Origin of the sequence: Curtobacterium sp. MCSS17_016, assembly GCF_003234255.2 — a bacterium.
Taxonomy (GTDB): domain Bacteria; phylum Actinomycetota; class Actinomycetes; order Actinomycetales; family Microbacteriaceae; genus Curtobacterium; species Curtobacterium flaccumfaciens.
The window spans coordinates 1522785-1549570 of sequence record NZ_CP126254.1; the positions used below are offsets into that span (position 1 = coordinate 1522785).

The 26786-nt window shown below is 72.4% G+C and carries 25 protein-coding genes and 1 riboswitch; of the genes, 11 read left to right on the forward strand and 14 right to left on the reverse strand.

The window, feature by feature from the left end:
* Positions 1–199: 199 nt before the first annotated feature.
* Both DEJ19_RS07295 and DEJ19_RS07300 read right to left on the reverse strand, forming a co-directional pair.
* The gene (locus DEJ19_RS07295; protein WP_111233953.1) at positions 200–2068 is read right to left on the reverse strand and encodes a hypothetical protein; all 1869 of its coding nucleotides are present in this window, start codon (positions 2066–2068) and stop codon (positions 200–202) included.
* Between the two features lie 178 nt (positions 2069–2246).
* Positions 2247–3149, reverse strand: a complete 903-nt coding sequence (locus DEJ19_RS07300; protein WP_111233954.1) for a LysR substrate-binding domain-containing protein — start codon at positions 3147–3149, stop codon at positions 2247–2249.
* Between the two features lie 105 nt (positions 3150–3254).
* Between DEJ19_RS07300 and DEJ19_RS07305 the strand changes: the two genes are divergently transcribed.
* A complete protein-coding gene (locus DEJ19_RS07305) occupies positions 3255–6737 on the forward strand; it encodes a proline dehydrogenase family protein (RefSeq protein WP_111233955.1) in 3483 nt (1160 codons plus the stop codon).
* A 112-nt stretch (positions 6738–6849) separates the two neighbouring features.
* On the opposite strand, the gene DEJ19_RS07310 is transcribed toward DEJ19_RS07305, so the two are convergent.
* Positions 6850–7293 carry an acyl-CoA thioesterase gene (locus tag DEJ19_RS07310; RefSeq protein WP_110865093.1) on the reverse strand — a complete coding sequence of 148 codons (444 nt, stop codon included), beginning with the start codon at positions 7291–7293 and terminating at the stop codon, positions 6850–6852.
* A complete protein-coding gene (locus tag DEJ19_RS07315) occupies positions 7290–7898 on the reverse strand; it encodes a QsdR family transcriptional regulator (RefSeq protein WP_111233956.1) in 609 nt (202 codons plus the stop codon). Before DEJ19_RS07315 ends, DEJ19_RS07310 begins: the two co-directional genes overlap by 4 nt.
* 59 nt (positions 7899–7957) lie before the next feature.
* On the opposite strand from DEJ19_RS07315, the gene DEJ19_RS07320 reads away from it, so the two are divergent.
* Entirely contained in the window at positions 7958–9139 is a 1182-nt protein-coding gene (locus tag DEJ19_RS07320; protein WP_071405382.1) for an acyl-CoA dehydrogenase family protein, read from the forward strand.
* Positions 9140–9178: 39 nt separating this feature from the next.
* Here the strand turns inward: DEJ19_RS07320 and DEJ19_RS07325 are convergent, their stop codons facing one another.
* Complete coding sequence (locus DEJ19_RS07325; RefSeq protein ID WP_111233957.1) at positions 9179–11257, reverse strand: S9 family peptidase; 2079 nt, start codon at positions 11255–11257, stop codon at positions 9179–9181.
* Positions 11254–12150, reverse strand: coding sequence for a patatin-like phospholipase family protein (locus DEJ19_RS07330; RefSeq protein ID WP_110865090.1), 897 nt, complete (start codon positions 12148–12150; stop codon positions 11254–11256). The genes DEJ19_RS07325 and DEJ19_RS07330 overlap by 4 nt, the downstream gene beginning before the upstream one ends.
* Before the next feature lie 113 nt (positions 12151–12263).
* Here DEJ19_RS07330 and DEJ19_RS07335 point away from each other — a divergent pair, with 113 nt between their 5' ends.
* Together DEJ19_RS07335 and DEJ19_RS07340 are read left to right on the forward strand one after the other, a co-directional pair.
* On the forward strand, positions 12264–13073 hold the full coding sequence (locus DEJ19_RS07335; protein WP_110865089.1) for a GAF domain-containing protein: 810 nt from the start codon (positions 12264–12266) through the stop codon (positions 13071–13073).
* A 41-nt stretch (positions 13074–13114) separates the two neighbouring features.
* Complete coding sequence (locus DEJ19_RS07340) at positions 13115–13300, forward strand: hypothetical protein (protein WP_111093138.1); 186 nt, start codon at positions 13115–13117, stop codon at positions 13298–13300.
* Positions 13301–13402: 102 nt separating this feature from the next.
* Here DEJ19_RS07340 and DEJ19_RS07345 read toward each other — a convergent pair whose 3' ends face one another.
* Entirely contained in the window at positions 13403–14434 is a 1032-nt protein-coding gene (locus DEJ19_RS07345) for an NADPH:quinone reductase (protein WP_111233958.1), read from the reverse strand.
* A gap of 148 nt (positions 14435–14582) precedes the next feature.
* A complete protein-coding gene (locus DEJ19_RS07350; RefSeq protein ID WP_111233959.1) occupies positions 14583–14945 on the reverse strand; it encodes a winged helix-turn-helix transcriptional regulator in 363 nt (120 codons plus the stop codon).
* A gap of 108 nt (positions 14946–15053) precedes the next feature.
* On the opposite strand from DEJ19_RS07350, the gene DEJ19_RS07355 reads away from it, so the two are divergent.
* On the forward strand, positions 15054–15701 hold the full coding sequence (locus DEJ19_RS07355; RefSeq protein WP_111233974.1) for an NAD(P)-dependent oxidoreductase: 648 nt from the start codon (positions 15054–15056) through the stop codon (positions 15699–15701).
* A 177-nt stretch (positions 15702–15878) separates the two neighbouring features.
* Here the strand turns inward: DEJ19_RS07355 and DEJ19_RS07360 are convergent, their stop codons facing one another.
* Complete coding sequence (locus DEJ19_RS07360) at positions 15879–17201, reverse strand: MFS transporter (protein WP_111233960.1); 1323 nt, start codon at positions 17199–17201, stop codon at positions 15879–15881.
* Between the two features lie 136 nt (positions 17202–17337).
* Between DEJ19_RS07360 and DEJ19_RS07365 the strand changes: the two genes are divergently transcribed.
* Positions 17338–18195, forward strand: a complete 858-nt coding sequence (locus tag DEJ19_RS07365; RefSeq protein WP_071405389.1) for a LysR substrate-binding domain-containing protein — start codon at positions 17338–17340, stop codon at positions 18193–18195.
* A gap of 168 nt (positions 18196–18363) precedes the next feature.
* Here the strand turns inward: DEJ19_RS07365 and DEJ19_RS07370 are convergent, their stop codons facing one another.
* Positions 18364–19611 carry a hypothetical protein gene (locus tag DEJ19_RS07370; protein ID WP_146250712.1) on the reverse strand — a complete coding sequence of 416 codons (1248 nt, stop codon included), beginning with the start codon at positions 19609–19611 and terminating at the stop codon, positions 18364–18366.
* 97 nt (positions 19612–19708) lie between these two features.
* On the opposite strand from DEJ19_RS07370, the gene DEJ19_RS07375 reads away from it, so the two are divergent.
* Positions 19709–20677 (forward strand): aldo/keto reductase, encoded by a 969-nt coding sequence (locus tag DEJ19_RS07375; protein ID WP_111233962.1) that lies wholly within the window; start codon positions 19709–19711, stop codon positions 20675–20677.
* 148 nt (positions 20678–20825) lie between these two features.
* Here DEJ19_RS07375 and DEJ19_RS07380 read toward each other — a convergent pair whose 3' ends face one another.
* Complete coding sequence (locus tag DEJ19_RS07380; RefSeq protein ID WP_111233963.1) at positions 20826–21461, reverse strand: NADPH-dependent F420 reductase; 636 nt, start codon at positions 21459–21461, stop codon at positions 20826–20828.
* Positions 21462–21537: 76 nt separating this feature from the next.
* Between DEJ19_RS07380 and DEJ19_RS07385 the strand changes: the two genes are divergently transcribed.
* The 4 genes from DEJ19_RS07385 (at position 21538) to DEJ19_RS07400 (ending at position 23378) form a co-directional block, all read left to right on the forward strand.
* The gene (locus DEJ19_RS07385; protein ID WP_027465216.1) at positions 21538–21834 is read left to right on the forward strand and encodes a GNAT family N-acetyltransferase; all 297 of its coding nucleotides are present in this window, start codon (positions 21538–21540) and stop codon (positions 21832–21834) included.
* 22 nt (positions 21835–21856) lie between these two features.
* Positions 21857–22318 carry a VOC family protein gene (locus tag DEJ19_RS07390; RefSeq protein ID WP_111233964.1) on the forward strand — a complete coding sequence of 154 codons (462 nt, stop codon included), beginning with the start codon at positions 21857–21859 and terminating at the stop codon, positions 22316–22318.
* An 83-nt stretch (positions 22319–22401) separates the two neighbouring features.
* The gene (locus tag DEJ19_RS07395; RefSeq protein ID WP_051596672.1) at positions 22402–22872 is read left to right on the forward strand and encodes a MarR family winged helix-turn-helix transcriptional regulator; all 471 of its coding nucleotides are present in this window, start codon (positions 22402–22404) and stop codon (positions 22870–22872) included.
* Positions 22869–23378 carry a metallophosphoesterase family protein gene (locus DEJ19_RS07400; RefSeq protein WP_111233965.1) on the forward strand — a complete coding sequence of 170 codons (510 nt, stop codon included), beginning with the start codon at positions 22869–22871 and terminating at the stop codon, positions 23376–23378. The genes DEJ19_RS07395 and DEJ19_RS07400 overlap by 4 nt, the downstream gene beginning before the upstream one ends.
* A gap of 103 nt (positions 23379–23481) precedes the next feature.
* On the opposite strand, the gene thiD is transcribed toward DEJ19_RS07400, so the two are convergent.
* The 3 genes from thiD to thiM form a co-directional block, all read right to left on the reverse strand.
* Positions 23482–25068, reverse strand: a complete 1587-nt coding sequence (gene thiD / locus DEJ19_RS07405) for a bifunctional hydroxymethylpyrimidine kinase/phosphomethylpyrimidine kinase (protein WP_111233966.1) — start codon at positions 25066–25068, stop codon at positions 23482–23484.
* Positions 25065–25814, reverse strand: coding sequence for a thiamine phosphate synthase (gene thiE, locus DEJ19_RS07410; protein ID WP_111233967.1), 750 nt, complete (start codon positions 25812–25814; stop codon positions 25065–25067). Before thiE ends, thiD begins: the two co-directional genes overlap by 4 nt.
* Positions 25811–26677, reverse strand: coding sequence for a hydroxyethylthiazole kinase (gene thiM / locus DEJ19_RS07415; protein ID WP_181441605.1), 867 nt, complete (start codon positions 26675–26677; stop codon positions 25811–25813). The genes thiE and thiM overlap by 4 nt, the downstream gene beginning before the upstream one ends.
* Positions 26666–26761, reverse strand: a riboswitch (TPP riboswitch). Its footprint overlaps the gene before it by 12 nt.
* Between the last annotated feature and the right edge of the window lie 25 nt (positions 26762–26786).

Below are 26786 nucleotides of genomic sequence, written 5' to 3' on the forward strand. Positions count from 1 at the left end.
GAGAATGTCGGCGTTCTCGGATCGTAGCGGGATGACGTTGCCGGGCTGTGACGATTCACCGGAATGTGACCCGGGTTGGGGGTGCGTGCGGGAAACCGCCGGACCCCCGAACGCCCGGCGCGCCCTGTGGGCTCGGAAGGACGGACGGGAGGCGCGGTGCGGGCCCGCACCGCGCCTCCCGTCCGTCCGGGGTCGCGTCTCAGGCGCGACGGCGACGCAGACGGTGGACCAGCAGACCGCCGCCGGCGGCGAGCAGGCCCAGCGCCCACGCGAGCGGCCCGGAGGCGTCAGCGCCCGTGTAGGCGAGGTGGCCACCGCCGCCGGCCGTCGGGGTCGTGTCGCCGACGGTCGCGACCGACGGCCGCACGTCCACGTCGAACGTGGTCGAGACGTCACCGAGGGCGACCGTGATGGTGTGCGGCGAGGCGTGCGGGAACCCGACGCGGGGCTCCCACTCGCCGTACGGCAGCGTCACTTCGTCGCTGGCCACGCTGCTCGTCACGACGGGCTGCGCGCCGTCGGACTCCTTCGTGCTGTTCCCGAAGGCGTCGAGGGCCGTCACCCGGACGACCATCGTCGCCCCCTGGGCCACCGGGACGGCGTCGACCGGGATCGACTTCGGGCTCTCCGCGAAGATCTCGCGCAGGCCCTCGGCGTCGCGGAGCCACCCCTTCGGTGACCCGATCGTGCCGACGAGCAGGCTGAGTTCCTCCGTCGCGGCGGGACGGATGGACAGGTGGACGTACTGGGTGGCAGCGCGGGACCCGTTCATCGCCATGACCTGGAAGTCGTACTCGCCGGCCACCGTCGGGGCGCCGCTCAGGACCCCGCTCGTGTCGCCGACGGCGAGGCCGAGCGGTGCGATCGGATGTTCGTTGCCGGGGACGGGGAACGCCGTCGGGCCGGTCAGCAGGACGTAGTGCAGCTCCGTCGACGACCCCGTCGCGGTGAAGGTGCGCTCGATCTGCTCGCCCGCGGTGGTCTCCATGCGGATGGGTGACTCGGGCGTCGAGGGCTCGGTGAACGTGATGGTGTCCGGGGCGGCGGGCTCGTCGGTGTCCTCGGCGCCGACGACGACCTCGAACGACGTGGAGACGCCCCCTTCGGAGACCGTCACGGTCCGGGTGCCGGTGCCGCCGAAGGTCACGGTGTTCGAGGAGTCCCCGTCGTTCCACACCGCCGAGTCGGAGTCGTCCGTGCTCGTGACGGTCGACCGGGGGTAGTCCGGACCCGGCGTGGTCCGGTTGCCGTACGCGTCGACCGCCAGCCCGGCGAGCGTGAGCGGGGTGTCCTCGGCGACGGGGATGCTCGGCACGATGCGGACGCGGCCCTGACCGGCGGCCTGTTCCCAGATCGTGCCGTCGGTCTCGACCTGCCACAGCCCGTTGTAGTCGGGGGTGGCGACGCCGAACGTCACGCCCACGGGGTCGCCGGGTGCGACCGTCAGTTCGACGTACTGCGTGATCTCGGTCGAGCCGCTCAGGGCGACGACCTGGAACCGGAAGGTCCCGGCCTCCTTCGGGTCGCCGCTCAGGACGCCGGTGTCGATGTTGACCCAGTAGTCGGAGGACGGGGCGTCCTGGATGGCGTAGCCGACGGTGCCGTCGCCGCCGGTGGTCTCGAAGGTGCGTGTGAAGGGCGTGCCGCTGGTGGCGGTGAGCTCGATCGGGTCCTCGGCGGTGGACGGTTCCGTGAAGGCGAGGTCGCTGCCGTCGTCGGCCGCGGGTGCCGCGGGTGCCGCGGGTGCCGCGGGTGCCGCAGGTGTCGCCGGTGCTGTGGGTGCCGTGGGCTCTGGTGCCGCCGTTTCCGGGACCGCAGTCGGCGTCGGGTCGGTGGACGGGCCTCCCGGCTGCTCGTCGGTGTCGACCGTCGCGACGGGCGCGGCGGGCTCGGCCGGCGTACCGGGCTCGGCCGGCGTACCGGGTGTCGCCGTGCTCGTGGCGGCCGTGGGCTCGGCCGCGACGGCGGTCGCGGCGCCGATGCCGAACGCCGACGACGCGGTGACGATGGCGACGGCTGCGCCGATGGCAGCGACCCGTCGCGTGGTGGAGGTGCAGGGCTGGTTCATGGGATCCCCCTCGGATGCCGGTCGGGGCACCGGGAGGTGCCCTCATCCAGGAGATGTCTGCGTCGACGAGATCCTGACGGATGCACAGGTCTCGATCCGGTCACGGCGCCGTCTCGCGTGCGCGCTGGCTGGCGTGCGTGTCGGCTGGAGTGCGCCGGATGGCGTGCGCGCCGGCGGATCAGTCGCCGACGGCCGCCGCCGCGCGCTCGAGCGCGTCACGGAGTGCGCGGACCGCCGGGGACGACGACCCCGCGGACCGCACCACGGTGAAGATCGTGCGTCGGGGACCCTCCGGCAGCTCGAGCAGCCGGCAGGTCGTCGTCCGACCGGTCCACATCAGGTCCGGCATCAGGCTCACCGCGTTGCCCGACTCGACCAGACGGATCTGCGTCTGCAGGTCCGCGGTCTCGTACCGGACGTCGGGCTCGAAACCCCAGCGCCGACAGACCTGTTCCGCGAAGTGCCGCGACGCGGTGCCGCGGGGCTCCATCACCCAGGGCATGGTGCGGGCGTCCTCGAGCGACGACACCGGGCGCAGGGCCGTGTCGAGCGGGGGCAGGGCGAGCCGGACGGCGTCGGTCGTCAGGTCGGAGCGGTCGAGCCCGGGCAGGTGCGGAGCGGCGTGCGCCGGGTACTGCTCGGCGATGACCATGTCGAAGTCACGGGCCCACGTCTCGTTCAGTGCGGTCTCCGGTTCCCGCTGGACCATCTCGACCCGGACGTCGGGGTGTTCCGTGGCCATCTCGTGCAGGGCGCTCGGCATCAGGGCGAGAGCCGCGGACTGGAACACCGCGACCCGCACACGCCCCTGCACGGACGACAGGGTGTCCTCGACCTGTGACTGCGCGTGCTCGAGGACGTCGAGCACCTGGCCCGCTGCGGCCACCAGCACCTCGGCCTGCGGGGTGAGCTGGAGCCGACGACCGGCTTTGCGGAGGAGGTGCACGCCGGCCTCCCGCTCCAGGGCGCTCAGCTGCTGCGAGACCGCCGACGGGGTGAAGTTCACGGCCTCGGCGACGGCTGCGATCGTGCCGCGGATGGACAGCTCACGGAGGAGCACGAGACGGCGGACGTCGAGCATGGTCCGACGCTAGCCGGATCAGGACCGGAACGGTAGCGGAACTGAACGGTATCCATCAGGAACGCTCACTTCCGCTACCGCATCCCCGACCTCCACACTGAACCCATGACGACGCTGCACGAGGACTCCGCCATCGACCACGACGCCCTGGCGGACCAGTCCGTCGCGCTCGTCCGACAGTGGCTCGCCGAGGCCGAGACCTACCCGGTCGACGGCTCCGCGAAGCAGCTCGCCGGCGTACTCGCCGACCCCGCCGGACTCGACTTCGCCGTCGGGTTCGTCGACGGGGTCGTGCGACCGGAAGACCTCGCCGTCGCCGCCCGCAAGCTCCGCCAGATCGCCCCCGACGCCCCCGGGTTCCTGCCCGCCGCGCTCCGCGGACTCGTCCGGCTCGGCGGCGGCATGGCCCCGATGCTGCCGAACGTCGTGGTCCCCATCGCTCGACGCGTCCTCCGCAACATGGTCGGCCACCTCATCGTCGACGCCACCGACTCCAAGCTCGGCCCGGCCATCGCCGGCATCAAGCGCGACGGCGTCCGCCTCAACGTCAACCTGCTCGGCGAGGCCGTCCTGGGCGAGCGCGAAGCCGCCCGCCGACTCGAGGGCACGCACAAGCTCCTGGCCCGCGACGACGTCGACTACGTCTCCATCAAGGTGTCCTCGACCGTGCACCCGCACTCGCCGTGGGCGTTCGGCCACGCGGTGGACGACATCGTCGAGCAGCTCCGACCGCTCTTCCAACGTGCCGCCGCCGCCACCCCGGCCAAGTTCATCAACCTCGACATGGAGGAGTACAAGGACCTCGACCTCACCATCGCGGTCTTCACGAAGCTCCTCGACGAGCCCGAGTTCCTCGGCCTCGAAGCCGGAATCGTGCTGCAGGCGTACCTGCCCGACGCGCTCGCCGCGATGCAGGAGCTACAGGAGTGGTCCGCCGCCCGCCGTGCCCGCGGTGGCGCCGGCATCAAGGTCCGTCTGGTGAAGGGCGCGAACCTGCCGATGGAGCAGGTCGAGGCCTCGGTCCACGGCTGGCCGCTCGCCACCTGGCACACCAAGCAGGACTCGGACACCAACTACAAGCGCGTGCTCGACTGGGCGCTCACCCCGTCGCGCGTCGAGAACGTCCGCGTCGGTGTCGCCGGGCACAACCTGTTCGACGTCGCCCACGCCTGGCTCCTCGCCGGTGAGCGCGGCGTGCGGGACGGCATCGAGTTCGAGATGCTGCTCGGCATGGCGCAGGGGCAGGCGTCGGCCGTGAAGAACACCGTCGGTTCGCTCCTGCTCTACACGCCGGTCGTCCACCCGGGCGAGTTCGACGTCGCGATCGCCTACCTGATCCGCCGTCTCGAAGAGGGCGCCTCGCAGGACAACTTCATGTCCGCGGTCTTCTCGCTGGTGTCCTCGCCGCCACTGTTCGCCCGCGAAGAGGAGCGCTTCCGCGCCTCCCTGGTGCCGCTCGCGACGCCCGAGGGTCTCGAAGCGCCGGCCTCCCACCGTGTCGCCGACCGCTACGCCGCCGTCGGCCGCCCCGGCCCCGGCCACTTCGAGAACACCCCGGACAGTGACCCCTCGGTCGGCGCCGTCCGCGCCTGGGGCGACGCCATCACCGCACGGGTCGCCTCGTCGACGCTCGGCGTCCGCGCCGTCCAGGAGGCCCGGGTCGACTCCGCCACGGCCCTCGACTCCGCGCTCGGCCGCGCCAGGGCCGCCGGTGCGGTCTGGGGGACCTGGTCCGGTGGTGCGCGTGGTGCCGTGCTGCACGCCGTCGGCGACGCACTCGAGGCGAACCGCGCTGCGCTCATCGAGGTCATGGCGTCGGAGACCGGCAAGACCATCGACCAGGCCGACCCCGAGGTGTCCGAGGCGATCGACTTCGCGCACTTCTACGGCACCCTGGCGTCCTCGCTCGACGACGTCGACGGCGCCACCTTCACGCCCGCTGCGCTGACCCTGGTCGCGCCGCCGTGGAACTTCCCCGTCGCGATCCCCGCCGGATCGACCCTCGCCGCGCTGGCGGCCGGGTCCGCCGTCGTGCTGAAGCCCGCGCCGCCCGCCGAGCGCTCCGGCGCCGTGCTCGCCTCGATCATCGAGACCGCGCTCGACGCCCACGGGGCCCCGGCCGACGTGCTCGCGTTCCTGCAGGTGTCGGAGAACGACCTCGGGCAGCAGCTCATCGCGTCGCCGATGGTCGACCAGGTCATCCTCACCGGTGCGTACGAGACGGCCGAGCTGTTCCGCTCGTTCCGCCCCGACCTGCCGCTGCTCGCCGAGACCTCGGGCAAGAACGCCGTGATCGTCACGCCGTCGTCCGACCTCGACCTCGCCGTGAAGGACGTCGTTGCGTCGGCGTTCGGGCACGCCGGCCAGAAGTGCTCGGCCGCGTCCCTCGTCGTCATGGTGGGCTCGGTCGCGAAGTCGAAGCGCTTCCGGAACCAGCTGCTCGACGCGGTGGCCTCGCTCACGGTGGGGTACCCGACCGACGCCGCGACGCAGATGGGTCCCGTCATCGAGCCGGCCTCGGGCAAGCTGCTCGACGGCCTGACGAAGCTCGGCGCGGGGGAGTCCTGGGCCGTCGAGCCGAAGCAGCTCGACGAGACCGGCAAGCTCTGGAGCCCGGGTGTCCGACAGGGCGTCCGCCGCGGCTCGGAGTTCCACCGCACCGAGTACTTCGGCCCGATCCTCGGCATGATGACCGCGGACTCGCTCGACGAGGCGATCGACATCGTGAACGAGGTCGACTACGGCCTGACCTCGGGCCTGCACTCGCTCGACCCGGCCGAGATCGGCACGTGGCTGTCGCGGATCCAGGCGGGCAACCTCTACGTCAACCGCGGCATCACGGGCGCCATCGTCCGCCGCCAGCCGTTCGGCGGGTGGAAGAAGTCGGCCGTGGGCGCCGGCACGAAGGCCGGTGGGCTGAACTACCTGCTCGGGCTCGGGTCGTGGACGCCCGCACCGGCGGTCGCTGCGTCCGGTGTCGCCGTGTCGGATCCGGTCTCGGCGTTCGCCCGGGCTGCCGAGGTCGCGTCGCCGATGCTCGACCGTGCGCTGGCGTCCGACGAGCAGGCGTGGTCGACGCTGTTCGGCACCGCGACCGACGTCTCGGCGCTCTCCGCCGAGCGGAACATCGCCCGGTACCTGCCGTTCCCGGCGGTGCAGGTGCGGCTGGCCGCGGTCGCCGACTCGGACACGGACGCTGACGCCTCCGTGATTGAGCTCGTCCGCGTCGTCGCCGCAGCGCTCCGTGCCGGCACGACGATCGAGGTCTCCACGGCCGCGACGCTGCCGTCGTCCGTCGCCTCGGCGATCCGTTCGCTGCCGATCGTCCGCTCGCTGTCGCAGACAGTGTCCGACGAGGCCTTCGCGAGCTCGGTCGCCTCGGGTCCGTCGACGCGGGTGCGGCTCATCGGCGGCGACACCTCGGCGCTGTACTCGGCCGTCGGTGGTCGTCCGGACGTCGCGGTCTACGGCGGCCCCGTGACCGAGGCCGGGCGGCTCGAGATCCTGCCCTTCGTCCGCGAGCAGGCGGTGTCCATCACGGCGCACCGCTTCGGCACGCCGAACCACCTGACCGACGACCTGATCTGACCCCGGACTGCGGCGCTGGCGTTCGGGTCCAGCGCCGCTTGCACAACCGAAGTGCCCCCGAACCGCGCGATCGCGTGGTTCGGGGGCACTTCGGTTGTGCGGAGGGTCCCGGTCAGTCGGCGACGGCCGGCTGCTGCGCGATCATCGAGCCGGTCACGAGCTCGCGGAGCTCGGCGGGCAGCGGGATCGGACGGCGGGCGCCTTCGCGGTCGATGATGACGTGCACGAACTCACCGGTGGCGAGCAGGGCGCCGTCGGACTGCCGGAACAGGCCGAACTCCCACGACAGGCTCGTGGTGCCGAGGTGCTTCGAGCGCATCCCGACCTCGATGACGTCCGGCCAGACGGCGGACTCGACGAACCGGCAGCTCGACGACACCAGCACGGCGATCCACTCCGACGAGAACGGGTCGAGCCCGGCGGCCTCGCGGAACCAGTACGTCGACGCGTTGTCCATCGCCGAGTAGTAGATCGTGTTGTTGACGTGCCCGAACATGTCGTTGTCGTTCCACCGGGTGGGGTAGGAGCGGCGGAACGGGTACTCGTCGATGGTCATCGGTCTCCGATCGGTGGTGCGGGTGTGGCGTGCACCGCGTCGGGCCGCAGGACGTACTCGAACGCCGCACGGGCCCGGTCGGGATCAGGGGTCTCACCGGAGATGAACTCGGCGTAGGTGAACGACTCGGAGATCCGGACGAGCAGCCGTGCGAGCTCCTCAGCCGACAACGGTGCCGGATCGAACGTACCGGACGACTCCTGCTGCTCGATGAGAGCGGTCACCCGGGTGACGAAGCGGCTCTGCACGTCGCTGTCCGAGGTGGTGAGCAGACGCATCGCCCGAGCGGGTTCGCGCGTCAGGAACGCCCGGAAGTACGGGGCGTCGATCAGGTCGGCGGTGAACCGGTCGAGCACGACGACGAGCCGGGCTGCTCCGGTCGCCCCGATCTCGTCGGCGGCGTGGGTGGCCCCGTCGAGGGTCGGGACTGCGAGGGACCACAGGATCTCGGACAGCAACCGGTCACGGTTGCCGACCCAGCGGAACAGCGACGTGCGGTCGACGCCGAGTGCGGCAGCCAACGCCCCCATGTCGATCCGCGAGCCGGCGATGAAGGTGTGACGGGCCTCCCGGAAGGCGCGCAGCGCAGAGTCTGATGTGTACACGCGATCCTCTCTTGCAACGTTTTCGAGAATGATGCATCGTGGTTCCCATGTCAACGACGATGCCCGCGACGCCCCTGCTCGAATCGGACTTCTACGGCTTCCAGCAACAGCTCACCGAGCAGGAGCGCGCGTCGCTCGGGCAGCTCCGGCAGTACCTCGAGCGCGAGGTCGCGCCCATCGCCGACGCGTACTGGGCGCGCGCCGAGTTCCCGATGCAGGTCATCGCGCCGCTCGCCGAGCTCGGCATGTACGGGCCGGGCGTCCCGCTCGTGCGGCAGTTCGAGAACTCGGCCGTGTACCGCGGCTGGGCGGCCCTCGAACTCGGACGCGTGGACGCGAGCGTCGCCACCTTCATCGGCGTGCAGTCCGGCCTGGCGATGAACTCGATCGCGGTCGCCGGCAGTGACGAACAGCAGCGCGAGTGGCTGCCCCGCATGGCTGCGGGTGAGATCGTCGGGGCGTTCGGGCTCACCGAGCCGTACTCGGGCAGCGACTCCGCGAAGGGTCTGCGCACCACCGCCCGGCGCGAGGGCGACGAGTGGGTGCTCGACGGCGAGAAGCGCTGGATCGGCAACGCCACCTTCGCCGACGTCGTCGTCATCTGGGCGAAGGACGTCGCCGACGGTCAGGTCAAGGGCTTCCTCGTCACCACCGACACCGCGGGCTTCACCGCGACCAAGATCGAGGACAAGATCGCCCTGCGCGGGGTGCAGAACGCCGACATCGTCATGCAGGACGTCCGGGTGCCCGAGTCGCGCCGGCTGCAGAACGCGACGTCGTTCCGCTCGACCGCCGAGGTGCTCCGACTGACCCGCACCGAGGTCGCCTGGCAGGCCGTCGGCATCGCGGTCGGTGCGTACGAGGCCGCGCTGGCCTACGCCCGCGAGCGGATCCAGTTCGGCAAGCCGATCGCCGCCCACCAGCTCGTGCAGGACCTGCTCGTCAAGTCGCTGTCGAACATCACGGCCTCGATCGCACTGTGCACGCAAGCCTCGGCCATGCAGGACGCCGGGGTCGGTGGTGACGAGCACTCGGCGATGGCCAAGGCGTTCGCCACCGCGAAGATGCGGGAGACCGTCGCCTGGTGCCGCGAAGTACAGGGCGGCAACGGCATCGTGCTCGACAAGGGCGTGGCCCGGTTCTTCGCCGATGCCGAGGCGATCTACTCGTACGAGGGCACGCGCGAGGTCAACACCCTGATCGTCGGGCGGGCGATCACCGGGCAGGCCGCGTTCGTCTAGCGGCCCACCCGGCTCGCCCCGGTTCGCCGGGCGGGTGCGCTACCCGAGCAGCGCCGGCCGCTCCCACTCCTGGTCGAGCACGTGCTGCCCGAGGAACGCGAACACCGTCTCGTACCAGACCACGGCGTGCTGCGGGGCGAGTACCCAGTGGTTCTCGTCCGGGAAGTACAGGAACCGGTGCGGCATCGTGCCGTCCGGTGCCGCGTGGTGCTCCGCGAGTTCGGACCAGAGCCGCAGCCCCTCGCCGATCGGCACCCGGTAGTCCTTGTCGCCGTGGATGACGAGCATCGGTGACGTGATCTCGGCCACGAACCGGTGCGGGTCGTTCGCCGCGATCCCGTCGGCGTCGAAGATCGACGACCAGTACTGCGACGAGTCCGTCGTGCCGTTGAACTGGTCGAGCGCCCACAGGCTCGCGTGGGTGACGATCGCCCGGAACCGGTCGGTGTGCCCGGCGACCCAGTTCGCCATGTACCCGCCGAACGACCCGCCCATCGCGGCGGTGCGGGTCGCGTCGATGTCCGCCCGCGCCTCGACCACGTCGGTGATCGCCATCAGGTCGGTGTACGGCGCCTGGCCCCAGGCGTTCCAGCCACGGTTCACGAAGTCGAGCCCGTAGCCGGTGGACAGCGCGGGGTCGGGCAGCAGCACGGCGTACCCGCGGGCTGCGAGCAGCATCGGGTTCCAGCGCCAGGACCACTGGTTCCACGAGTTGAGCGGTCCGCCGTGGATCCACAGGACGAGCGGGTGCGGCCCCTCACCCTCGGGCACGACCAGCCAGCCGCGCACGCGGGCGCCGTCGGCTGCGGTCGTCTCGACCTCTTCCAGGTGGGCGGGCACGTCCGGCAGGGTCGCCGGAGTCGCCAACGGGGTCACCGTGCCGTCCGTCGCGATCCGCACCGGGTGCAGCGGAGCCGCCCAGGAGGCCCGGAGCGCCACGACCACGCCCGTCGCCGCCGCCACGCGCAGGCTCGAGTACGCCCAGTCGTCGTGCGTCAGCTGCTCGACGGCGCCGCCGTCGAGGGGGATGCGGAAGACCGGCGCGCGGCCGTCCTGGTCGGCGACCGCCAGGAGCGCGCGGTCGCCGTGTTCGAACACGAGCTGGCTCGGCCAGCGGTCCCAGTCGGTCGCGACGCGGCGGGCGTCGGAGCCGTCGATGCCGGCGACCCAGACCTCCTGCTGGTTCGCGCCGGCGGGTGTGGAGCGGACGGTGCGGACCCAGGCGATCGTCCGGCCGTCGTGGCTGAGCGCCGGCATCTCGTGGTCGACGTCGACGTCGTCGAACAGCACCGTGCGGTGGCCGTTGGACAGGTCGATGGTGACGAGCGTCGAGCGGTCCCCACGGGCCTCCTGGACGCCGACGGAGGCCAGCAGGACCGAACCGTCGGGCGTGAGCGCCCCGTCGACGTGGTCGAGCGAGCGTCCGGGGGCCGGTGTGCGGTCGACGGGCTGGACGGGCTCGGCGCTGGCGCCGACGGCGTCGCTGCCGGTGTCGCTGTCGCTGTCGGCCGTGTCGAGCGTCAGCACGTGCGTCTGGGCCGGCCCGAGGTCGTGGTCCCAGTACCGGACCGGGTAGGTCTCGTGCAGGATCGCGCGGACCTGCTTGTCCTTCCGGCTCTTCCGGAGCTCCGCGTCGGCCTCGAGCACGGTCGCGGGATCGGAGCCGGCCCCCGGCAGCAGGTCGGCGGTCAGCGCCACGACGTCCGACGAGGCCGCGGTGGCCAGGACCCCACCGACGCCCCCGGCCAGGCGGGTGAGCGGACGTGCCTCGCCACCGTTCGCGGGCAGCACCCAGAGCTGGGCTGTCTCGAGGTCGGTGGCGTCGGCGTCGGGCCGGGCGGAGACGAAGAGCAGGTCGCCGGTGCGGGTGAAGGCGATGCCGCCCTCGCCCTTGGCGGAGCGCGTGAGGCGGACCGGGCGTGCGGCGGGTGTGCCGGCGTCGTCCGTGTCCTCCGCCGGGGCTGCTGGTACCTGCCAGATCGACCGGCGGTACCCGGTGCCGTCGGGGTCGAGGGCACTGACCGTCAGGGCGACGCGGGTGCCGTCGGGGCTGATGTCGATGCCGTCGACGCGGGGGAGCGCGACGTACTGGTCGAGGTCGGAGAACGGGGTGCTCATGCGTGCACGCTCGCCAGGTCCTCGGCCCAGAAGGCGGCGACCTGCTCGGCGACCGCGGTGCCCTGGGCGTGGCCGGCCTCGGCCGACGGTGCCTGGGTGGCGAGCGAGAGCGAGTTCGTGCCGAAGGCCTGCTGGGACGCGCTGTCCGCCACCACGACCTCGACCGACGATCCGCCGGCCCGCAGGGTCTCGACGGCGACGTCGAGCCAGGGCCCGCACGGTGACGGGCCCTCGGGGCCGCAGGCGATGACGAGCACGCGCTCGTACCCGGCGGCGGCGTCGGCGTTGGTGCCCGAGCGGACACCACCGTCGACGTACGGGCGGCCGTCGATGGCGACCGGCGTCCAGACGAAGGGCACCGAGCAGCTGGCCGCGACCGCACGGGGGAGCGGTACGCCGTCGGCCGCCGTCAGCAGGCGGAAGGTGCCGTCGGTGGCGTCGACCGCGGTGACGGCGAGCGGCTTCTCCGGCCACTCGGTGGACGGGAGCGTCTCGCCGAAGGTCGCCGTCCGCTCGTCGTCGCTCTGCCCGCCGACGACCTGCTGGGCGGCCTGGCCGAGTCGAGCGCGGGCGTCCTGCTCGCCGGTCGCACCCTGCAGTGCTGCGCCGATGTGCTGCTGCACGGCCTCGACGTCGATGGGGGCCGGCTCTTCGTAGGTGGTCGGCGCCGGGGTGTGCTGCTGGTCGTAGGCCTGCTGGACGGCACCGTTCCGGACGAACGCGCCGACGACGCTGCCGGCGCTGGTGCCGACGACGAGGTCGGCGGCGTCGAGGTCGACGCCGGCTTCCTGCAGGGCGACGAGGACGCCGACTTCCCACGCGATGCCGGCGACACCTCCGCCACCGAGGACGAGGGCTCTGGATCCGGGAACGGGCGTGCTGACGTCGGTCATGGGTCCTGCTTACCAGCTGCGTGCGACGGGCCGGTGGAGGCCGGTGCGTCCTGTGGAGAACCCGCCTGTGGACAACTCCGTCCGCGTCGGTGGCGTGACCTAGCGTCGTGGTCATGGGGAACCAGCGTTCAGGACGGGTCGGCACGGTCGTGTGGCCGATCGTGGTGGCTGCTGCGCCCACCGCGGCGTTCCAGCTGCCGAACCTGTTCGTCACGCCGGCGGTCCGGCTGTCGCTCGTCGCGTTCGGGCTCGTCGTGCTCGTCGGCGCCGTGACCGTGCAGGTGGTCCGGACCCGGCGCAGCGACGCCGCCCGGTCGGTGGCCGAGGACAACGCCACCGCGGCGGAGCTCGAGCAGTCGACGGCGGTCCGGTACGCGTTCGGCCAGATCGCCACCCGGCTCGTCCGGTTCACCGAGCTGCCCCGGTCCGAGCGCCACGGCGAACTCTCGGTCGTCGCCGACCGCGTCGCCGTGGCCCTGGCGTTCTACCTGCTGCCGAAGGTGCCCGACGTCCGCGCCAACGTGTACCAGCTGTCCACCGATCTGCGGGCGCTCGAGCCGATCGGTCACGGTGGCGCCGGCGACACCGCCGGGGTCTTCCGAGCGGGCACGCCCTACGGCGACCGCAACCTCGAGTGGGTGCTGGTCGGGGGATCACCCCGGATCGTCGGTGACCGCTCGGCCGACGTGGACGTCGACCAGGACCTGCCGGGCTTCGAGCCGCGGTACACCTCGTACGTCTCGGTGGTGATCCGGTCCGACCAGTACTCGTTCGGCATGCTCACCGTCGACTCCCCGGTCCCCGACGCCTTCACCGAACTCGACGCCAAGAACATCGCGATGATGGCGTCGTTCATGGCCGTCGCGTTCTCGTTGACCTACTCGTTCCCCGAGCGCGACCGCAATCCAAGGAAAGGCCCGTGATGCTCACACGCTCTGTCGGACGCTCGACGTACGATGCCCCCATGACGACCGTGAACCCTGCTCCGCCGTCGTTCGGGCGTGCCCGGATCTCCTCGCCGAACTGGAACGACACCACCACCGACGCCGACTACGAAGACCTCGACGTCATCGCCGCCAACATCGAACGCGAGCGCGCTGCAGCCCGGCTCCGGGTCACCGCAGCGATCGCCGCGCGTCTGGGTCGCTGACCCCTCCCGCATCGTCCACGACGAACGGCTCCCACGCATGCGTGGGAGCCGTTCGTCGTCTGCGAGCCCGAGCCGGAGCCGGAGCCGGCTCCGATGTCGCAGCTACGGCGCCTCGGTCACGTCGATGAGCACCTTGCCGACCGTGTCCTGCTCGACCGCGTCGTGCGCCTGGGCGGTCTGCTCGAGCGCGAAGCGGGTGAGCGGGAGCCCGGCGTCCTCGCCGACCGGCAGCACACCGTCGTGCAGCGCCTCGGTGACGTCCTCGGCCGCCGCGGACAGCGCCTCGTCGCCGATCGTGTAGAGCAGCAGGAACTGGTAGCGGGCGTTCACGCTCATGTTCGGGCGGATCGGCAGGCTCGCCTCGTCGCCGCCGTTGTTCGCGTAGATCGACACGACACCGTGGTTCGCCAGCACGTCGGCGACCAGCGCGGCGTTCTGCGGGATCGACACCTCGACGACGATGTCGACACCGTCCGGCGCGATCGCCCGGATGCGCTCGGCGGCGTCCTCCTCGCGGTAGTTCACGACGTGGTGGGCGCCGGCCGCAGTCGCCAGTGCTGCCTTCGCGTCCGAGCTGATCGTCGTGATGACGGTCGCTCCGGCCCAGCGGGCGAGCTGGATCGCGGCGTGCCCCACGGCTCCTGCGCCGCCGGCGACGAGCACGGTGAAGCCGTCGAGGGCTCCGGGGCCCAGGCGCGCGGGGCCGTCCTCGTGGGTGGTGAGGGCCCGGTGCGCCGTCATTGCGGGGACGCCGAGCGAGGCGCCGACGTCGAACGAGACGCCGTCGGGCAGCGGGACCACGCGCGACTCGGGCGCGACCGTGTACTCCTGTGCCGTGCCGGTCGGCCGTGACGCAGCCGCCATGAAGAGCCACACGCGGTCACCGACGGTCAGCCCGTCGACTCCGGGGCCGACGGCGTCGACGACACCGGCGCCGTCCTGGTTCGGCGTGATCTCGGGGAACGGCAGTCCGTCGCCGTACGTGCCGCCGGCACGGGCCTTCCAGTCGGTCGGGTTGACGCCGGAGACGACGACGCGGACGCGGACCTCACCGGCACCGGGCTCCGGGATCTCCCGCTCGACGAGTTCGAGGACGTTGCTGGCACCGGGCTTCGTGTAGACGATCGATCGCATGTCCCCAGGCAACCACTCGTCGCCGTCGGGGATTCCGAGTGCGTGGGCCGCGGGGCCACATCGTGAGCAGAAGGTGTCGCGTGCGGTCCTCGGACCCGACCGTTTCTGCTCACCAAGCGCCCAGCGCGCCCCGCGCCCGCGCACCGCCTCAGCGCGCGTCGTACCCTTCGCGCGCCACCGCGACGTCGGGCATGTGCGTGGTGGCCCAGTCCTCCAGTGGCACGAGCACCGTGCGCAGCGACCGCCCGAGCTCGGTCAGCTCGTACTCCACGTGCGGCGGGATCTCGGGGAACACCGTTCGCGTCACCATGCCGTCGCGCTCGAGGGCCCGCAGCGTCTGGGTGAGCATCTTCTGCGAGACCCCCTGCACCCGGGCCGCCACCGCCGAGTACCGTGCGGGACCGTCGGCGAGGGCGCCGATCGTCAGCACGCTCCACCGGTCGCCGATGCGGTCGAGCAGCTGCCGACTGGGGCAGTCCGCCGCGTAGGGGCTGTACTCGAGTGCTGACATGGTGTCCTCCGTCACGCACCGCCAGGTGCCTACTTACTCAAAGAGAGTAACTCTTGTACGGTGACTGTCAACGTCACCGACGCCCAGCACGTCCACGAAGGGAACACCATGACCAACATCGTCGTCTTCGGAGGCACCGGCTACGCCGGCTCCGCCATCACCCACGAGGCACTCTCCCGCGGCATCACCGTCACCGCGGTCGCCCGCGACACGAGCAAGCTCGAGCCGGCCGAGGGCCTGACCCTGGCGCAGGGTGACGCGTTCGACGCCGACTTCGTGTCCGAGGTCACCAAGGGTGCCGACGTCGTCATCGTCTCGCTCCACGCCGTGCAGGCCGACGGCAGCGAGCTGAAGGACAAGTTCCAGCACTTCGTCGACGCCGCCGCTGCAGCCGGTGCGCGGCTCGGCATCGTCGGCGGTGCCGGCTCGATGCGCGTGTCCGAGGACGGCCCCCGCCTCTTCGACACCGACGGCTTCCCGGACGCCTTCAAGGGCGAGGCGAAGAGCCACGCGCAGATCCTCGACGCCCTCCGTGCGTCGGACACCGAGGTCGACTGGTTCTACGTGAGCCCCGCCGCGGCCTTCGGTAGCTACAACCCGGGCGAGCGTCGCGGCACCTACCGCGCCTCGGACGAGGTCCTGCTCGCCGACGCCGAGGGCAACTCGGACATCTCCGGCGCCGACTACGCGATCGCGTTCGTCGACGAGATCGTCACCCCGGCGCACCACCAGACGCGTTTCGGCGTCGCCTACTGAGGCACTGCCCCTCGCAAGACACCGGTGTTCACGCAACACACCGCGGGATCCCGCGGCGTCGAGCGTGAACACCGGTGTCTTGCGTACCGCCCGACGCGACCAACGGGCGGACGGGAGGCGCGGGACGGAGCCGCCACGGGCCTCCAGGCCGGCGGGTGGTCACCGCCAGGGCCCCCGTCAGTGCGCAACGATCGCCGGCACCGGCAGGTGGTGGCGCATCCGCACCGCCAGGTGCAGGCCGCCCCGGCGGGCGAGCACGAGCGCGATCACGGCGGCGGCCGCGGCCGGCACGCCTCCGGCGACCATCATCCCCACGTGCGCACCGAAGCGGTCGACGATCTGGCCCATCAGCGGTCCGCCGATCGCCTGTCCACCGAGCAGCACGAGGACGTAGAGCGACATCACCCGGCCGCGGATCGCCACGTTCGACGACAGCTGCACGAGCGAGTTCGACGCGGTCTGGAACAGCAGCTGCGACATCCCCACCGCCACGAGCGCGACGGTGAACGGTGCGATCGCCGGGATCGACCCCGAGACGACGAGCAGCACGCCCGTCCAGAACACCCCGCCGACGATGGTGCGGAGCCGGACGACGGCCCTCCGGGTGGAGAGCAGTGCACCGACCAGGGCGCCGATCGCCACGGCGGAGTTGAACACCCCGTAGCCGCCAGCGCCGACGTCGTACACCTGTGACGCGAAGGCGGACAGCAGCACGGGCATCGTCAGCGCGAACACCGAGAAGAACGCGACGAGGATCACCGGCACGATGATCGTCGGCTTGTGCACGGCGTAGCGGAGGCCCTCCACGAGCTGCCCCTTGCCGCGGGGCGCCGGGGGTGTGCGGTGCAGTTCGGAGACCTTCAGGAACCCGAGCGTCACGACGACGGCGACGCAGGCGATCGCGTTCACGCCGAACGACCACCCCGCGCCGACCGCGACGAACAGGGCACCGGACAGTGCCGGACCGATCATGCCGCCCAGCTGGAACACCGACGAGTTCACGCTGATGGCGTTCCGCAGGTGCTTGTGCCCGACGATCTCGGTGACGAACACCTGCCGTGCCGGGTTGTCGATCACGGTGACCATGCCGACCAGGAACGCGATCACCCAGATGTGCCACGCCTCGACGACGCCGGCGAGTGTCAGGACGGCGAGCAGCGCGGACAGCACCGCGAAGGCTCCCTGCGTGATCATCATGAGCGCGCGCTTCGAGAACCGGTCGACCAGGACGCCGCCGAGCAGCCCGAACAGCAGCATCGGCGCGAACTGGCAGGCGACCGTGATGCCGACCTGCGCGACCGACCCGGTCAGCTGCAGCACGAGCCAGTCCTGCGCGATGCGCTGCATCCAGCCGGCGGTCATCGCCACCAGGTTGGTCGCCGTGAACAGCCGGAAGTTCGGCACGGACAGGGCGATGAGCGTGTGGCGCCACGGCGGTCGCGTGGCCTGGATCGGGAGCGGTTCGGTGGGCGGGGGGAGGGTCGTCGGTGACGCGCTCACGGTGCGGGGTTCTCCGGACGTCGGTGTGGATCTGGTACCCCAACGAAACTACGTGGCGCCGGGCCATTCGATACCCCTATGGTGGCTATCACTCCATTGCGATGTCGAATGAGGTCGCACCGACGGAAGGCGCGACGTGCTCGATCCGGTCCTGTTGCAGACGTTCCTGGCCGTGGCGGAGACCGGCAGCTTCACGCAGGCCGGCACCCGGCTCGGCATCAGCCAGCCGACGGTGTCCCAGCACGTCCGGCGCCTGGAGACCGCGGTGGCGCGCACCCTGGTCGCCCGGGACACCCGCGGCGTCGCCCTGACCGACAACGGGGACGCGATGGCCGGGTTCGCACGGACGATCCTCGCCGCGCACGCCACCGCCGACGCCTACTTCTCCGGCGCGGCCACCCGCGGGCGGCTGCGGTTCGGGGCGGCGGACGACCTCGCCATCACCCAGCTGCCGCGGATCCTGCGGGACTTCCGACGGCTGCACCCGCAGGTGAACCTCGAGCTCACGGTGAACCAGTCGGCACCGCTGCTCCGCCGGGTGCACGCCGGCCAGCTCGACCTGGTGTTCATCAAGCAGACGGCGGGGGAGTCCGCCGAGGGCACCCGGGTCGCCACCGACCAGATGGTGTGGATGGCGCAGGACGGCATCGCCCTGGAGCCCGGTGAACCCGTCCCGCTGATCGCGTACCAGGCGCCGAGCATCAGCCGGCAGATGGCGATCGACGCCCTCGAGGCCGCCGGCCGCACCTGGCGGATCACCTGCAACACCCGCGACGTCAACGGGGTGCTCGCCGCGGTGCGCGCGGGCATCGGCGTCGCGGTGTTCCCGCACTCGCTGATCCCGGCCGACCTGGTGAAGGTGTCCCAGCGGCTCGGGCTGCCTGACCTGCCGGCGGTGGACTACGTCCTCATCGCGAACCCGACGGTGCAGCGGGAGCCGATCGACGCGCTGACGAACGCGATCCTGTCCCGCGGGGTCGTCCGCGCCGTCTGAGCGCGTGCATCGGCGGCGAGACGCCGGCGTGTTCGGGCTGGTGCCCGCAGCGAGACGCCGGCGTGTTGTCTCGACACCGCCGAGCCGTCGAGACGCCGCGACTTTCGGGGGCGTCTCGACGTCGACGCGGCGTCCTGCCGAGACGACGGCGTCTGAGCGCTCGCGGCGCTACGGGGCGAGCGTCGGGGTCGTGCCGGTGCCGGTGACGTCCGGCAGCGTCACGCCCGCGAGCGGCAGCAGCGCCGCCGCGACCGCCCACAGCAGCACGACCGTACCGACGCCACCGAGCACGGCGCCGAGCAGCGCGACCGGCCGCTGCCACGTGGCCGTGCGGTCGCGCAGCGTCACGATCGAGAGGACCAGCGCGAGCAGTCCGAGCACCACGGCGACGCCGTGCACGGTCGCGGGAGCGGTGAACCACCAGGCCGCCAGACCGATCGTCGCGATCCCGGCGACGGCGCCGAGCACTGCGCCGGCGGTCGCACCGAGCGCACGGCGTGGCTCTGGCAGGGCGGCTGCGGCCACGGGCTGGTCGAGCAGTTCGGTCGGGAGGCCCGCCTCGCCCCCGCCGGCACCCTGCGGCACCGGGGTGGGTGCGACCAGGGCCGTGGTCGCCCGGGCTTTCGGGGTCGCGACGGCGGTGCCGCCGAGAGCGGCGGTGGTCGGCGCCGCGTGCAGCACGGCGTCGAACGACCCCGCGGCTGCGGGTGTGGGTGCTGCCGACCGTGCGGCGGCCTGCTGGTGGGCGAAGCGTCGGGGTGTCCGGTAGCCGATCGGGCCGACGGGCTCGGGTTCGGTGCCCTCGACGACCACGTGTTCGAGGCCGGGCACCGAGAACCGGGGCTGTCCGGCGACGGGCACCGCGGGTGCGGCGGTCGGCGGTGCCGGGGACGCCTCCGGCGAGGGGGTGGTGAGCGGCGCGACGAGCAGTGTCGCGTCCGCCGAGGCGGGTGCGGCGGCGACCGGGGAGACCGGCACCACGAGCCCGGAGGCGGGGACGACCGACGACGGCGGCACCGCGGGGGTCTCGAACGGCACGGTGTGCACGTTCGGCGACGTCGGGGCCGGGGGCAGCAGTTCCTGCTGCGGCGGGAAGTCGGGCACGGGGGCGTCGGCCTCGACCAGTGCGGCGATCGACGCGGGCTCGGACGTCGGTGCGTGCGCGGCCGGCACATGCGCGGCGGGCGCCTGCTCAGCCGCGGCGTTCCCTGCCGGGGCGACCGTGGTCGGTGGGACCGGCGCCGCGTGGGCGGCGCGTGACGAGGCGGGGGTGGGGCGGGCCTCCCGGCCGGAGGCGTTCACGTGACCGGCGGCGGCGACCCGCTCGGGCGCGACCTCGTCGACGGGCGGCGCGGTCACCCAGGCCGGGACGGGCCGACGGGGCCGGTCCGATTCGGGCATGCGATGCGCTGCCACTGCGGCGCTCCTTCCGTCGACTGATCCATGCTCAGTTGTAGCGGCAACCGCTGTGTGGATCGCAGCCCCAGTTCGGGGTCGCCGGTACGTTCGGGTGATGACCGGAATCGAACACCGTCCCCTGGGCCCCTCGGGGCTCGTCGTCTCCACCGTCGGCCTCGGCTGCAACAACTTCGGGCGGCGGGGAACCGCGTCCGAGTCGCAGGAGGGCACCGACGCCGTCGTCGCTGCGGCCCTGGACGCCGGGGTGACGCTCTTCGACACCGCGGACATCTACGGCGGCGTGCCGGGAATGTCCGAGGAGATGCTCGGACGCTCGATCCGCGGCCGCCGTGACGAGATCGTCCTCGCCACGAAGTTCGGCATGGACATGCAGGGCGCGAACGGCCCGGACTGGGGCGTCCGCGGGTCCCGCCGGTACGTGCGGCTCGCGGTCGAGTCGTCGCTCCGCCGCCTCGGCACGGACTGGATCGACCTGTACCAGATGCACCGGCCCGACGAGGTGACGCCGATCGAGGAGACCCTGTCGGTCCTCGACGACCTGGTCCGCGAGGGCAAGATCCGCTACGTCGGGCACTCGAACTTCGCTGGGTGGCAGATCGCCGAGGCCGAACTCACGGCGTCGATCGCCGGGACCACCGCGTTCGTGTCCGCGCAGAACGAGTACAGCCCGCTCGCCCGGGACGCCGAGGCCGAGGTCCTGCCGGCGGTGCGGGCGTACGCGCTCGGGTTCCTGCCGTTCTTCCCGCTCTACAACGGGCTGCTCACCGGCAAGTACACGAAGGCGGGCGGTCCGGCCGACGGGCGGCTGACGACCTCGAAGCCGCAGGTGCTCGAGGACGCCCCGTGGGACGTGCTCGACGACTACCAGCGGTTCTGCGACGACCGGGGTGTGACGATGCTGCAGGCGACGTTCGCGTGGTTGCTGGCGCAGCCGGGGCTCTCGAGCGTCATCGCCGGCGCCACGAAGCCGGAGCAGATCATGCAGAACGTCGAGGCGGGCACGACGTGGACGCCGACCGAGGACGACATCGCCGACATGACGACGATCTTCGACCGGGCCTGAGCGGGCCTTCGCGCCGGGTGGTTTCGCGCCCGGTTGTTTCGCGCTGAGCGACAGGTCACGGGCTGCGGAGCCCGTGGGGTGTCGCTCAGCGCGAAACGGCGTCGGCGGCGCGGTACAGCGGCGGTGCGGTGCCGCGCGGCGCTGCGGACTAGCGCGTCGCGGCGGCCAGGGCGTCGCGCAGCTCGCCGGCGGTCATCCGCGGGCCGTAGCCGGGGGTGTCTCGCTGGATGCGCCAGCCCTCGGCGAGCGGTCCGGCGTCGACGACGTCGAAGCCGAACGCGTCGATGAGCTCGGCGACGGTCTGCTTGGCGGAGTCGTCGTCGCCGGCGATGACCAGGGCACGACGATCAGGGGTGCCGGCGGGCGTCGCGTGGCCGGTCAGGTCGTCGGCGCCGATGTGGTTGAACGCCTTCACGACACGGGCGCCGGGCAGGTGGTCCTGCAGCATCTCGGCCGTGGTCGTGGACTGGTCGTCGAGGGCGGCGATGTGGCCGTCGCGCTCCCAGTAGTAGTTGTTCGTGTCGATGACGACCTTGCCGACGAGGGGCTCGACGGGGATCGTCTCGATCGCGGCGAGCGGCACCGTCACGACGACGATCTCGCCCGCTGCGGCTGCCTCGTCGCGGGTCGCTGCGCGTGCGCCGTCGCCGAGTTCCGTGACCAGGTCGGTCAGGGTCTCCGGGCGGCGGGAATTCGCGATGACGACCTGGTGGCCGTTCCGTACCGCGAGTCGTGCGACCTGGGATCCGATGTTGCCGGCGCCGATGATTCCGATGGTTGTCATGGTGTCCCTGCAACGCTGCCCGCCGTCGTGCATTCCCCGGGAGGCGCGAACGCCCCGCCGGGAGCATGATGGCGGCATGGACCACGAGTTCCGCGACGAGACCGACCAGGACCGCTACGCGATGTACGTCGGCGGCGAGCTCGTGAGCGTGCTCGACTACCGGGTGAACGGTGACGCGGTTGCCTTCCCGCACACCTACACGGTCCCGAAGCACCGCGGCCACGGCTACGCGGCGCAGCTCGTCGAGTACGCCGTCGCCGACGTCGAGTCGTCGACCACGAAGCGCATCGTCCCGATGTGCTGGTTCGTCGGCAAGTGGTTCGACGAACACCCCGAGAAAGCCGACCTGCTCAGCCGCAGCGCCGCGGACTGAGCACCGAACGAAGGGGCTCCCCGTGCCCACCATCACCCCGTTCCTCTGGTACGACGACCAGGCCGAACAGGCGGCCGAGTACTACGTCGGACTGTTCCCCGACAGCCGCGTCGACAGCGTGAGCCGGATGCCCGACGGTCGTGCCCTCGTCGTCGAGTTCACGTTGCTCGGTGCCCCGTACCGCGCGATGAACGGCGGCCCCGGGCACCCGCACACCGACGCGGTCTCGTTCCAGATCGACGTGGACACGCAGGACGAGCTCGACCGGCTGTGGGACGCCCTGCTCGCCGACGGCGGGAGCCCGACGGCGTGCGGGTGGTTGACCGACCGCTGGGGTCTGGCGTGGCAGGTGACCCCGTCGATGCTGGGGGAGTTGATGAGCGGATCGGGTGATCCGGAGGCGAATGCCCGCGTGTTCGAGGCCATGATGCAGATGGTCAAGTTGGACATCCCCGCACTGCAGGCTGCCGCGGCCGGTCGCTGACCCCACTCTCCGCGGACCCGCCGGTAGTGTGACCGGACCAGAAGACCGCCGGCCGGCGCCGGCACAGACAGGCTGGAGCCACCATGGACCACCCGAGTTCGAGGGTCCGCAACAGCGACATCAGCCGGGCGTACACCGAGCTCGCCCGCATCACCCGTCGGGCGAGCATCCGTGCCCGCGGCTCCGACCAGGTGTTGAGCGTCGTCGACCAGTCCCTCGTCGACTTCGTCGTCCAGCACCCGGGCTGCATGGCCATCGACATCGCCCGCTACCTGCGCCTGAACCGTTCGACGATCTCGCGGCAGCTGTCCGGGCTCCTCGCGACCGGACTGGTGCGGACGACCGACGGCGGCAGCGGCAACGCGAAGCCGCTCGAGGCGACCGACGCCGGCCGCGCCGCGCTCGAGCGGTCGGTGCAGCTGCACCGGGACGCGCTCGACGAACGGCTCGCCGACTGGTCGGACGACGACATCGCACTGCTCGCCGGGCTGCTGGAGCGCCTCGGCGCCTCGGACGAGGCCGGGCTCCCGATGCCGGCACCCACCGAGTCGTGACGACGTCGTTCCTCCTGCTGTCCGACACGCACCTGCCGAAGCGCGCGAAGGACCTGCCGCCCGGACTGTGGCACGACGTCGACGCGGCCGACCTCGTGGTGCACGCGGGGGACTGGGTCGACCTGGCCACCCTCGACGCCGTGCAGGCGCGGTCCAGCCGGTTCGAAGGCGTGCGGGGCAACAACGACGGTCCGGAGTTCGACGACCGGCTGCCGCTCGTCGCCCGGTTCGGTGTCGAGGACCTGCGCTTCGCCCTGGTGCACGAGACCGGGGCGTCGACCGGTCGGGAGCGCCGGATGGACGCCGAGTACCCGGACACCGACGTGCTCGTCTTCGGCCACTCGCACATCCCGTGGGACACCGTGGCGCCGTCGGGGATGCGCCTGCTGAACCCCGGTTCGCCGACCGACCGCCGTCGCCAGCCCGACCACACGTGGATGCGCGGCACGGTCAACGGCACCGACCTGTCCGTCGAACTGGTGCGGCTGCCGCCGGTCGCCGGCTAGCCCCGGTCGCCGGCCTGTGTCGGCGCGCCCCGTTCCCGAAAGCGACAGATCCCCGCGGAACTTCTCCGGACATCTGTCGCTTTCGCGGGGTGTTCGACGGCCGTCAGTGCAGCAGTGTCGCTTCGGCGGCACCGACCGCGTCGCCCGCAGCCGCGGCGGCACCGACCGCACCGCCCGCCGTGACCGCGTCGCCCGCAGCCGCGGTGGCCCCGGCACCAGCAGCCCCTGCCGTCGGCATCCGGAAGAACGCGAGCTCCCACTCCGCCGAACGCCGGAACGCCCGCGCCATCCGCCCCCGCTCGTCGGGTGTCGCCGCACGGGCTGCCTCCTCGACGAGCCGGGTCGCCTCGGCGCTCGACGCCGCGAACCCCGGGTCACCGTACGCCGTGATCCAGTCCGCGAAGGCGTGCCCGTCCGGCGCGACCCCGAGCTGCGACCCGACCCAGGCGTAGACCCGGAAGCAGGGCAGCACCGCGGCGGCGAGCACCGCACGGGAGCCGGAGTCGGCGGCCTGCTGTAGGTGCGCGAGGTACCCGGCACACGTGGGATGCACGGGATCGTCGGCGTGCGAATCGGCCAGCCGACGGTGGTGCAGGTCGCGCGCCTCGTCGGCACACCCCTGCGCAGCCGCCGCCCAGAACGCAGCACCAGCACCCGAACCAGCACCGCGCGCACCGACCCCGAGTGCCGCCAGGTGCCGCTCGTACGCCCGCAGGTAGTGGACGTCCTGCGCCAGGTAGCCCGCGAACACCTCCGGCTCGAGCGTCCCGTCCCGGAGCCCCACCAGGAACGCGCAGCCGATCGTCTCCTGCAGCACCGACGCCGCATCCGCCCACCACACGTCCGTGTACGACAGCGCCGGCAGGGCTGCCCGCGTCTGCGCTCCGTGGTCGACCGGGCCGTTGCCGCTCCCGACCGACAGTGCGTCGGCCCCGCGCAGCGCCGCCGTCAGCCACTCCTTCGCCACGCCGACCGCGAGTTCCCAGTCGCCGTGCCGCGCGGCGAGCGTCGCGATCGCACTGGAGAGCGAGCACCCGGTGCCGTGCGTGTTCGTCGTCGTGACCCGGGGACCGGTGAACACCCGCACGGTGCCGTCCGGTGCCACGAGCACGTCGTCCGAGGTCGGCCCCTCGTCGTGCCCGCCCTTCGCCAGCACCAGGACGTCCCAGCGCGCCGCCACCGCACGCGCCGCCGCCAGCGACGAAGCCGACGCCGACGCACCACGACCGGGCACACCGGACCCGGCCAGTTCCGCCAGCACCACGAGCTCGGCCCCGTTCGGCGTCACCAGGTCGGCGAGCCCGAACAGCGCACCCATCGCCGAGGCTGCGTCCTCGTCGAGCAGCCGGTCCCCGCTCGTCGCCACCATCACCGGGTCGACGACGACCACCGGCGGCCGGTGCTCCCGCAGCCAGTCCGTCACGACCCGCACGACGTCGGCGGTGCCGAGCATCCCGATCTTCACCGCGTCGACCACGACGTCGTCCGACACCGCGTCGAGCTGTTCCCGCAGGAACCCGACGTCCGGCACGTGCACCGACCGCACCCCGTGCGTGTTCTGCGCGACGAGCGCCGTCACGACCCCCATCCCGTACCCGTCGTGCGCGGCGATCGCCTTGAGGTCCGCCTGCATCCCGGCCCCGCCCGTCGGGTCGGTCCCGGCGATGGTCAGCACCCGTGGGACGCTCATGCGTCCGCCCCGTGGTGCGTGGCGTCGGCCTGGAGGGACGGATCGCCAGCATCTGACGGCCTCGCCTCCGCCCCGTGGCCGGGTCCAGGGCCCCACGCGGCCACGTACGCCGCCGCCGCGGATCCGGGGTCGGCCGCTGCGCAGATGCCGGAGACGATCGCGACGCCCGCGGCACCGGCAGCCCGGAGCGGCGCGACGTCGTCGAGGGTCACCCCACCGATCGCCACGCACGGCACGTCGGTCGCGGCGGCCAGCCGGGCGAACCCGTCGTAGCCGAGCGCCGGCGGGTGGTCCGCCTTCGTCGCGGTGGGGTGCACGACCCCGACGCCGAGCAGGTCCACGGTGCCGCGGGGGAGTCGGTCGACCGCAGCCAGGTGCGCGAGCGTGTTCGCGGTGAGACCGACGTGGGCGTCCGCTCCGAGCAGGGCACGGGCGGCGGTCACGGGGACGTCGGACTGGCCGAGGTGCACGCCCGCGACCCGGTGTCCGGCGTGCCGTGCGGCGAGGGCGACGTCGAGCCGGTCGTCGACCACCACCGTCGCACGGTCCCCGACGGCGTCGGCGACGGCCGCGGTGAGTGCCAGCAGGTCACGCGCCGAGGCGTCCTTGTCCCGCACCTGCACGATCCGGACCCCGGCGTGCACCGCGGCACGGACGACCCCGAGCACCCCGATGCCGTGCCGGTCGGCCAGGGCACCGTCGGTCACCAGGTAGACGCCGAACCCGGCGGACTCCAGGGTGCTCATGCGGACACCGCCCGGGCATCGACCGCAGGAGCCGTCTCGACCGTGATCCGGGCCTCGCGGACGACGTCGTCCGGGGTCAGCGACGCGAGCCGGTCGAGGAACAGCGGCTGGAAGGTCCCCGGCCCACCGGCATCCCGCGCCGCGAGCTCCGCGGCGATCGTGTGCACGGCGGTGGCGGCGACGGCAGCGGCACCCGCGTCCTCCGGCGCGACCGACGTGAACGCGGCGACGACCGCGCCGAGCGCACACCCGCCACCGGTGATCCGCGTCAGCAGGTCGGTCCCGTTCGCGACCCGGACCACACCGATGCCGGGCGCGACCAGCAGGTCGACCGCACCCGACACGGCCACCGCGGCCACGAGCCTCCCGTCCGAAGCGGCGACGGACGCGACCCGGGCGTCCTCCGTGCCCACCGTGCTGTCGACCCCGCGGCCACCGGCCGAGTCGCCGAGCAGGGCGAGCACCTCGGACGCGTTGCCCCGCAGCACCGTCGGGCGCAGCGCGAGCAGATCGCGCGCCAGGGCGGTCCGCACCGGCAGCGAGCCGACCGCCACCGGGTCGAGGACCCACGGGGTCCCCGCGTCACGGGCGGCGTGCACGGCCTCGAGCGCGGCGACCCGCGGTTCGGCGTGTGGGGTGCCGGTGTTCACCAGCAGGGCATCGGCGACGCGGGCGAACGGCCCCGCCTCGGTCGGCACATCGACCATCGCGGGCGAGGCCCCGAGTGCGAGCAGCACGTTCGCCGTGACGTTCTGCACCACGGTGTTCGTGATGCACTGCACCAGCGGCGCCCGGGCACGCACGGCCTCGAGCAGTTCGGCGGTTCGGTGGGCCCAGGCAGGGGAGGGCGCAGCGGTTTCCATGGACGATCCCTTCGCGAGTACGAGCTCGAGCAGGTTCGACGGGTGTGATCTCAGCCGCTGGATGCGGCACCCCGTGTCTCGAGCGACACCGTACACGACGCCCGGTGAC

Coding starts and splice junctions, on each gene's coding strand:
- DEJ19_RS07295 (WP_111233953.1), bottom strand. CDS start 2,068: ATGAACCAGCCCTGCACCTCCACCACGCGACGGGTCGCTGCCATCGGC.
- DEJ19_RS07300 (WP_111233954.1), bottom strand. CDS start 3,149: ATGCTCGACGTCCGCCGTCTCGTGCTCCTCCGTGAGCTGTCCATCCGC.
- DEJ19_RS07305 (WP_111233955.1), top strand. CDS start 3,255: ATGACGACGCTGCACGAGGACTCCGCCATCGACCACGACGCCCTGGCG.
- DEJ19_RS07310 (WP_110865093.1), bottom strand. CDS start 7,293: ATGACCATCGACGAGTACCCGTTCCGCCGCTCCTACCCCACCCGGTGG.
- DEJ19_RS07320 (WP_071405382.1), top strand. CDS start 7,958: ATGCCCGCGACGCCCCTGCTCGAATCGGACTTCTACGGCTTCCAGCAA.
- DEJ19_RS07325 (WP_111233957.1), bottom strand. CDS start 11,257: ATGAGCACCCCGTTCTCCGACCTCGACCAGTACGTCGCGCTCCCCCGC.
- DEJ19_RS07330 (WP_110865090.1), bottom strand. CDS start 12,150: ATGACCGACGTCAGCACGCCCGTTCCCGGATCCAGAGCCCTCGTCCTC.
- DEJ19_RS07335 (WP_110865089.1), top strand. CDS start 12,264: ATGGGGAACCAGCGTTCAGGACGGGTCGGCACGGTCGTGTGGCCGATC.
- DEJ19_RS07340 (WP_111093138.1), top strand. CDS start 13,115: ATGACGACCGTGAACCCTGCTCCGCCGTCGTTCGGGCGTGCCCGGATC.
- DEJ19_RS07345 (WP_111233958.1), bottom strand. CDS start 14,434: ATGCGATCGATCGTCTACACGAAGCCCGGTGCCAGCAACGTCCTCGAA.
- DEJ19_RS07350 (WP_111233959.1), bottom strand. CDS start 14,945: ATGTCAGCACTCGAGTACAGCCCCTACGCGGCGGACTGCCCCAGTCGG.
- DEJ19_RS07355 (WP_111233974.1), top strand. CDS start 15,054: ATGACCAACATCGTCGTCTTCGGAGGCACCGGCTACGCCGGCTCCGCC.
- DEJ19_RS07375 (WP_111233962.1), top strand. CDS start 19,709: ATGACCGGAATCGAACACCGTCCCCTGGGCCCCTCGGGGCTCGTCGTC.
- DEJ19_RS07380 (WP_111233963.1), bottom strand. CDS start 21,461: ATGACAACCATCGGAATCATCGGCGCCGGCAACATCGGATCCCAGGTC.
- DEJ19_RS07385 (WP_027465216.1), top strand. CDS start 21,538: ATGGACCACGAGTTCCGCGACGAGACCGACCAGGACCGCTACGCGATG.
- DEJ19_RS07395 (WP_051596672.1), top strand. CDS start 22,402: ATGGACCACCCGAGTTCGAGGGTCCGCAACAGCGACATCAGCCGGGCG.
- thiD (WP_111233966.1), bottom strand. CDS start 25,068: ATGAGCGTCCCACGGGTGCTGACCATCGCCGGGACCGACCCGACGGGC.
- thiE (WP_111233967.1), bottom strand. CDS start 25,814: ATGAGCACCCTGGAGTCCGCCGGGTTCGGCGTCTACCTGGTGACCGAC.
- thiM (WP_181441605.1), bottom strand. CDS start 26,677: ATGGAAACCGCTGCGCCCTCCCCTGCCTGGGCCCACCGAACCGCCGAA.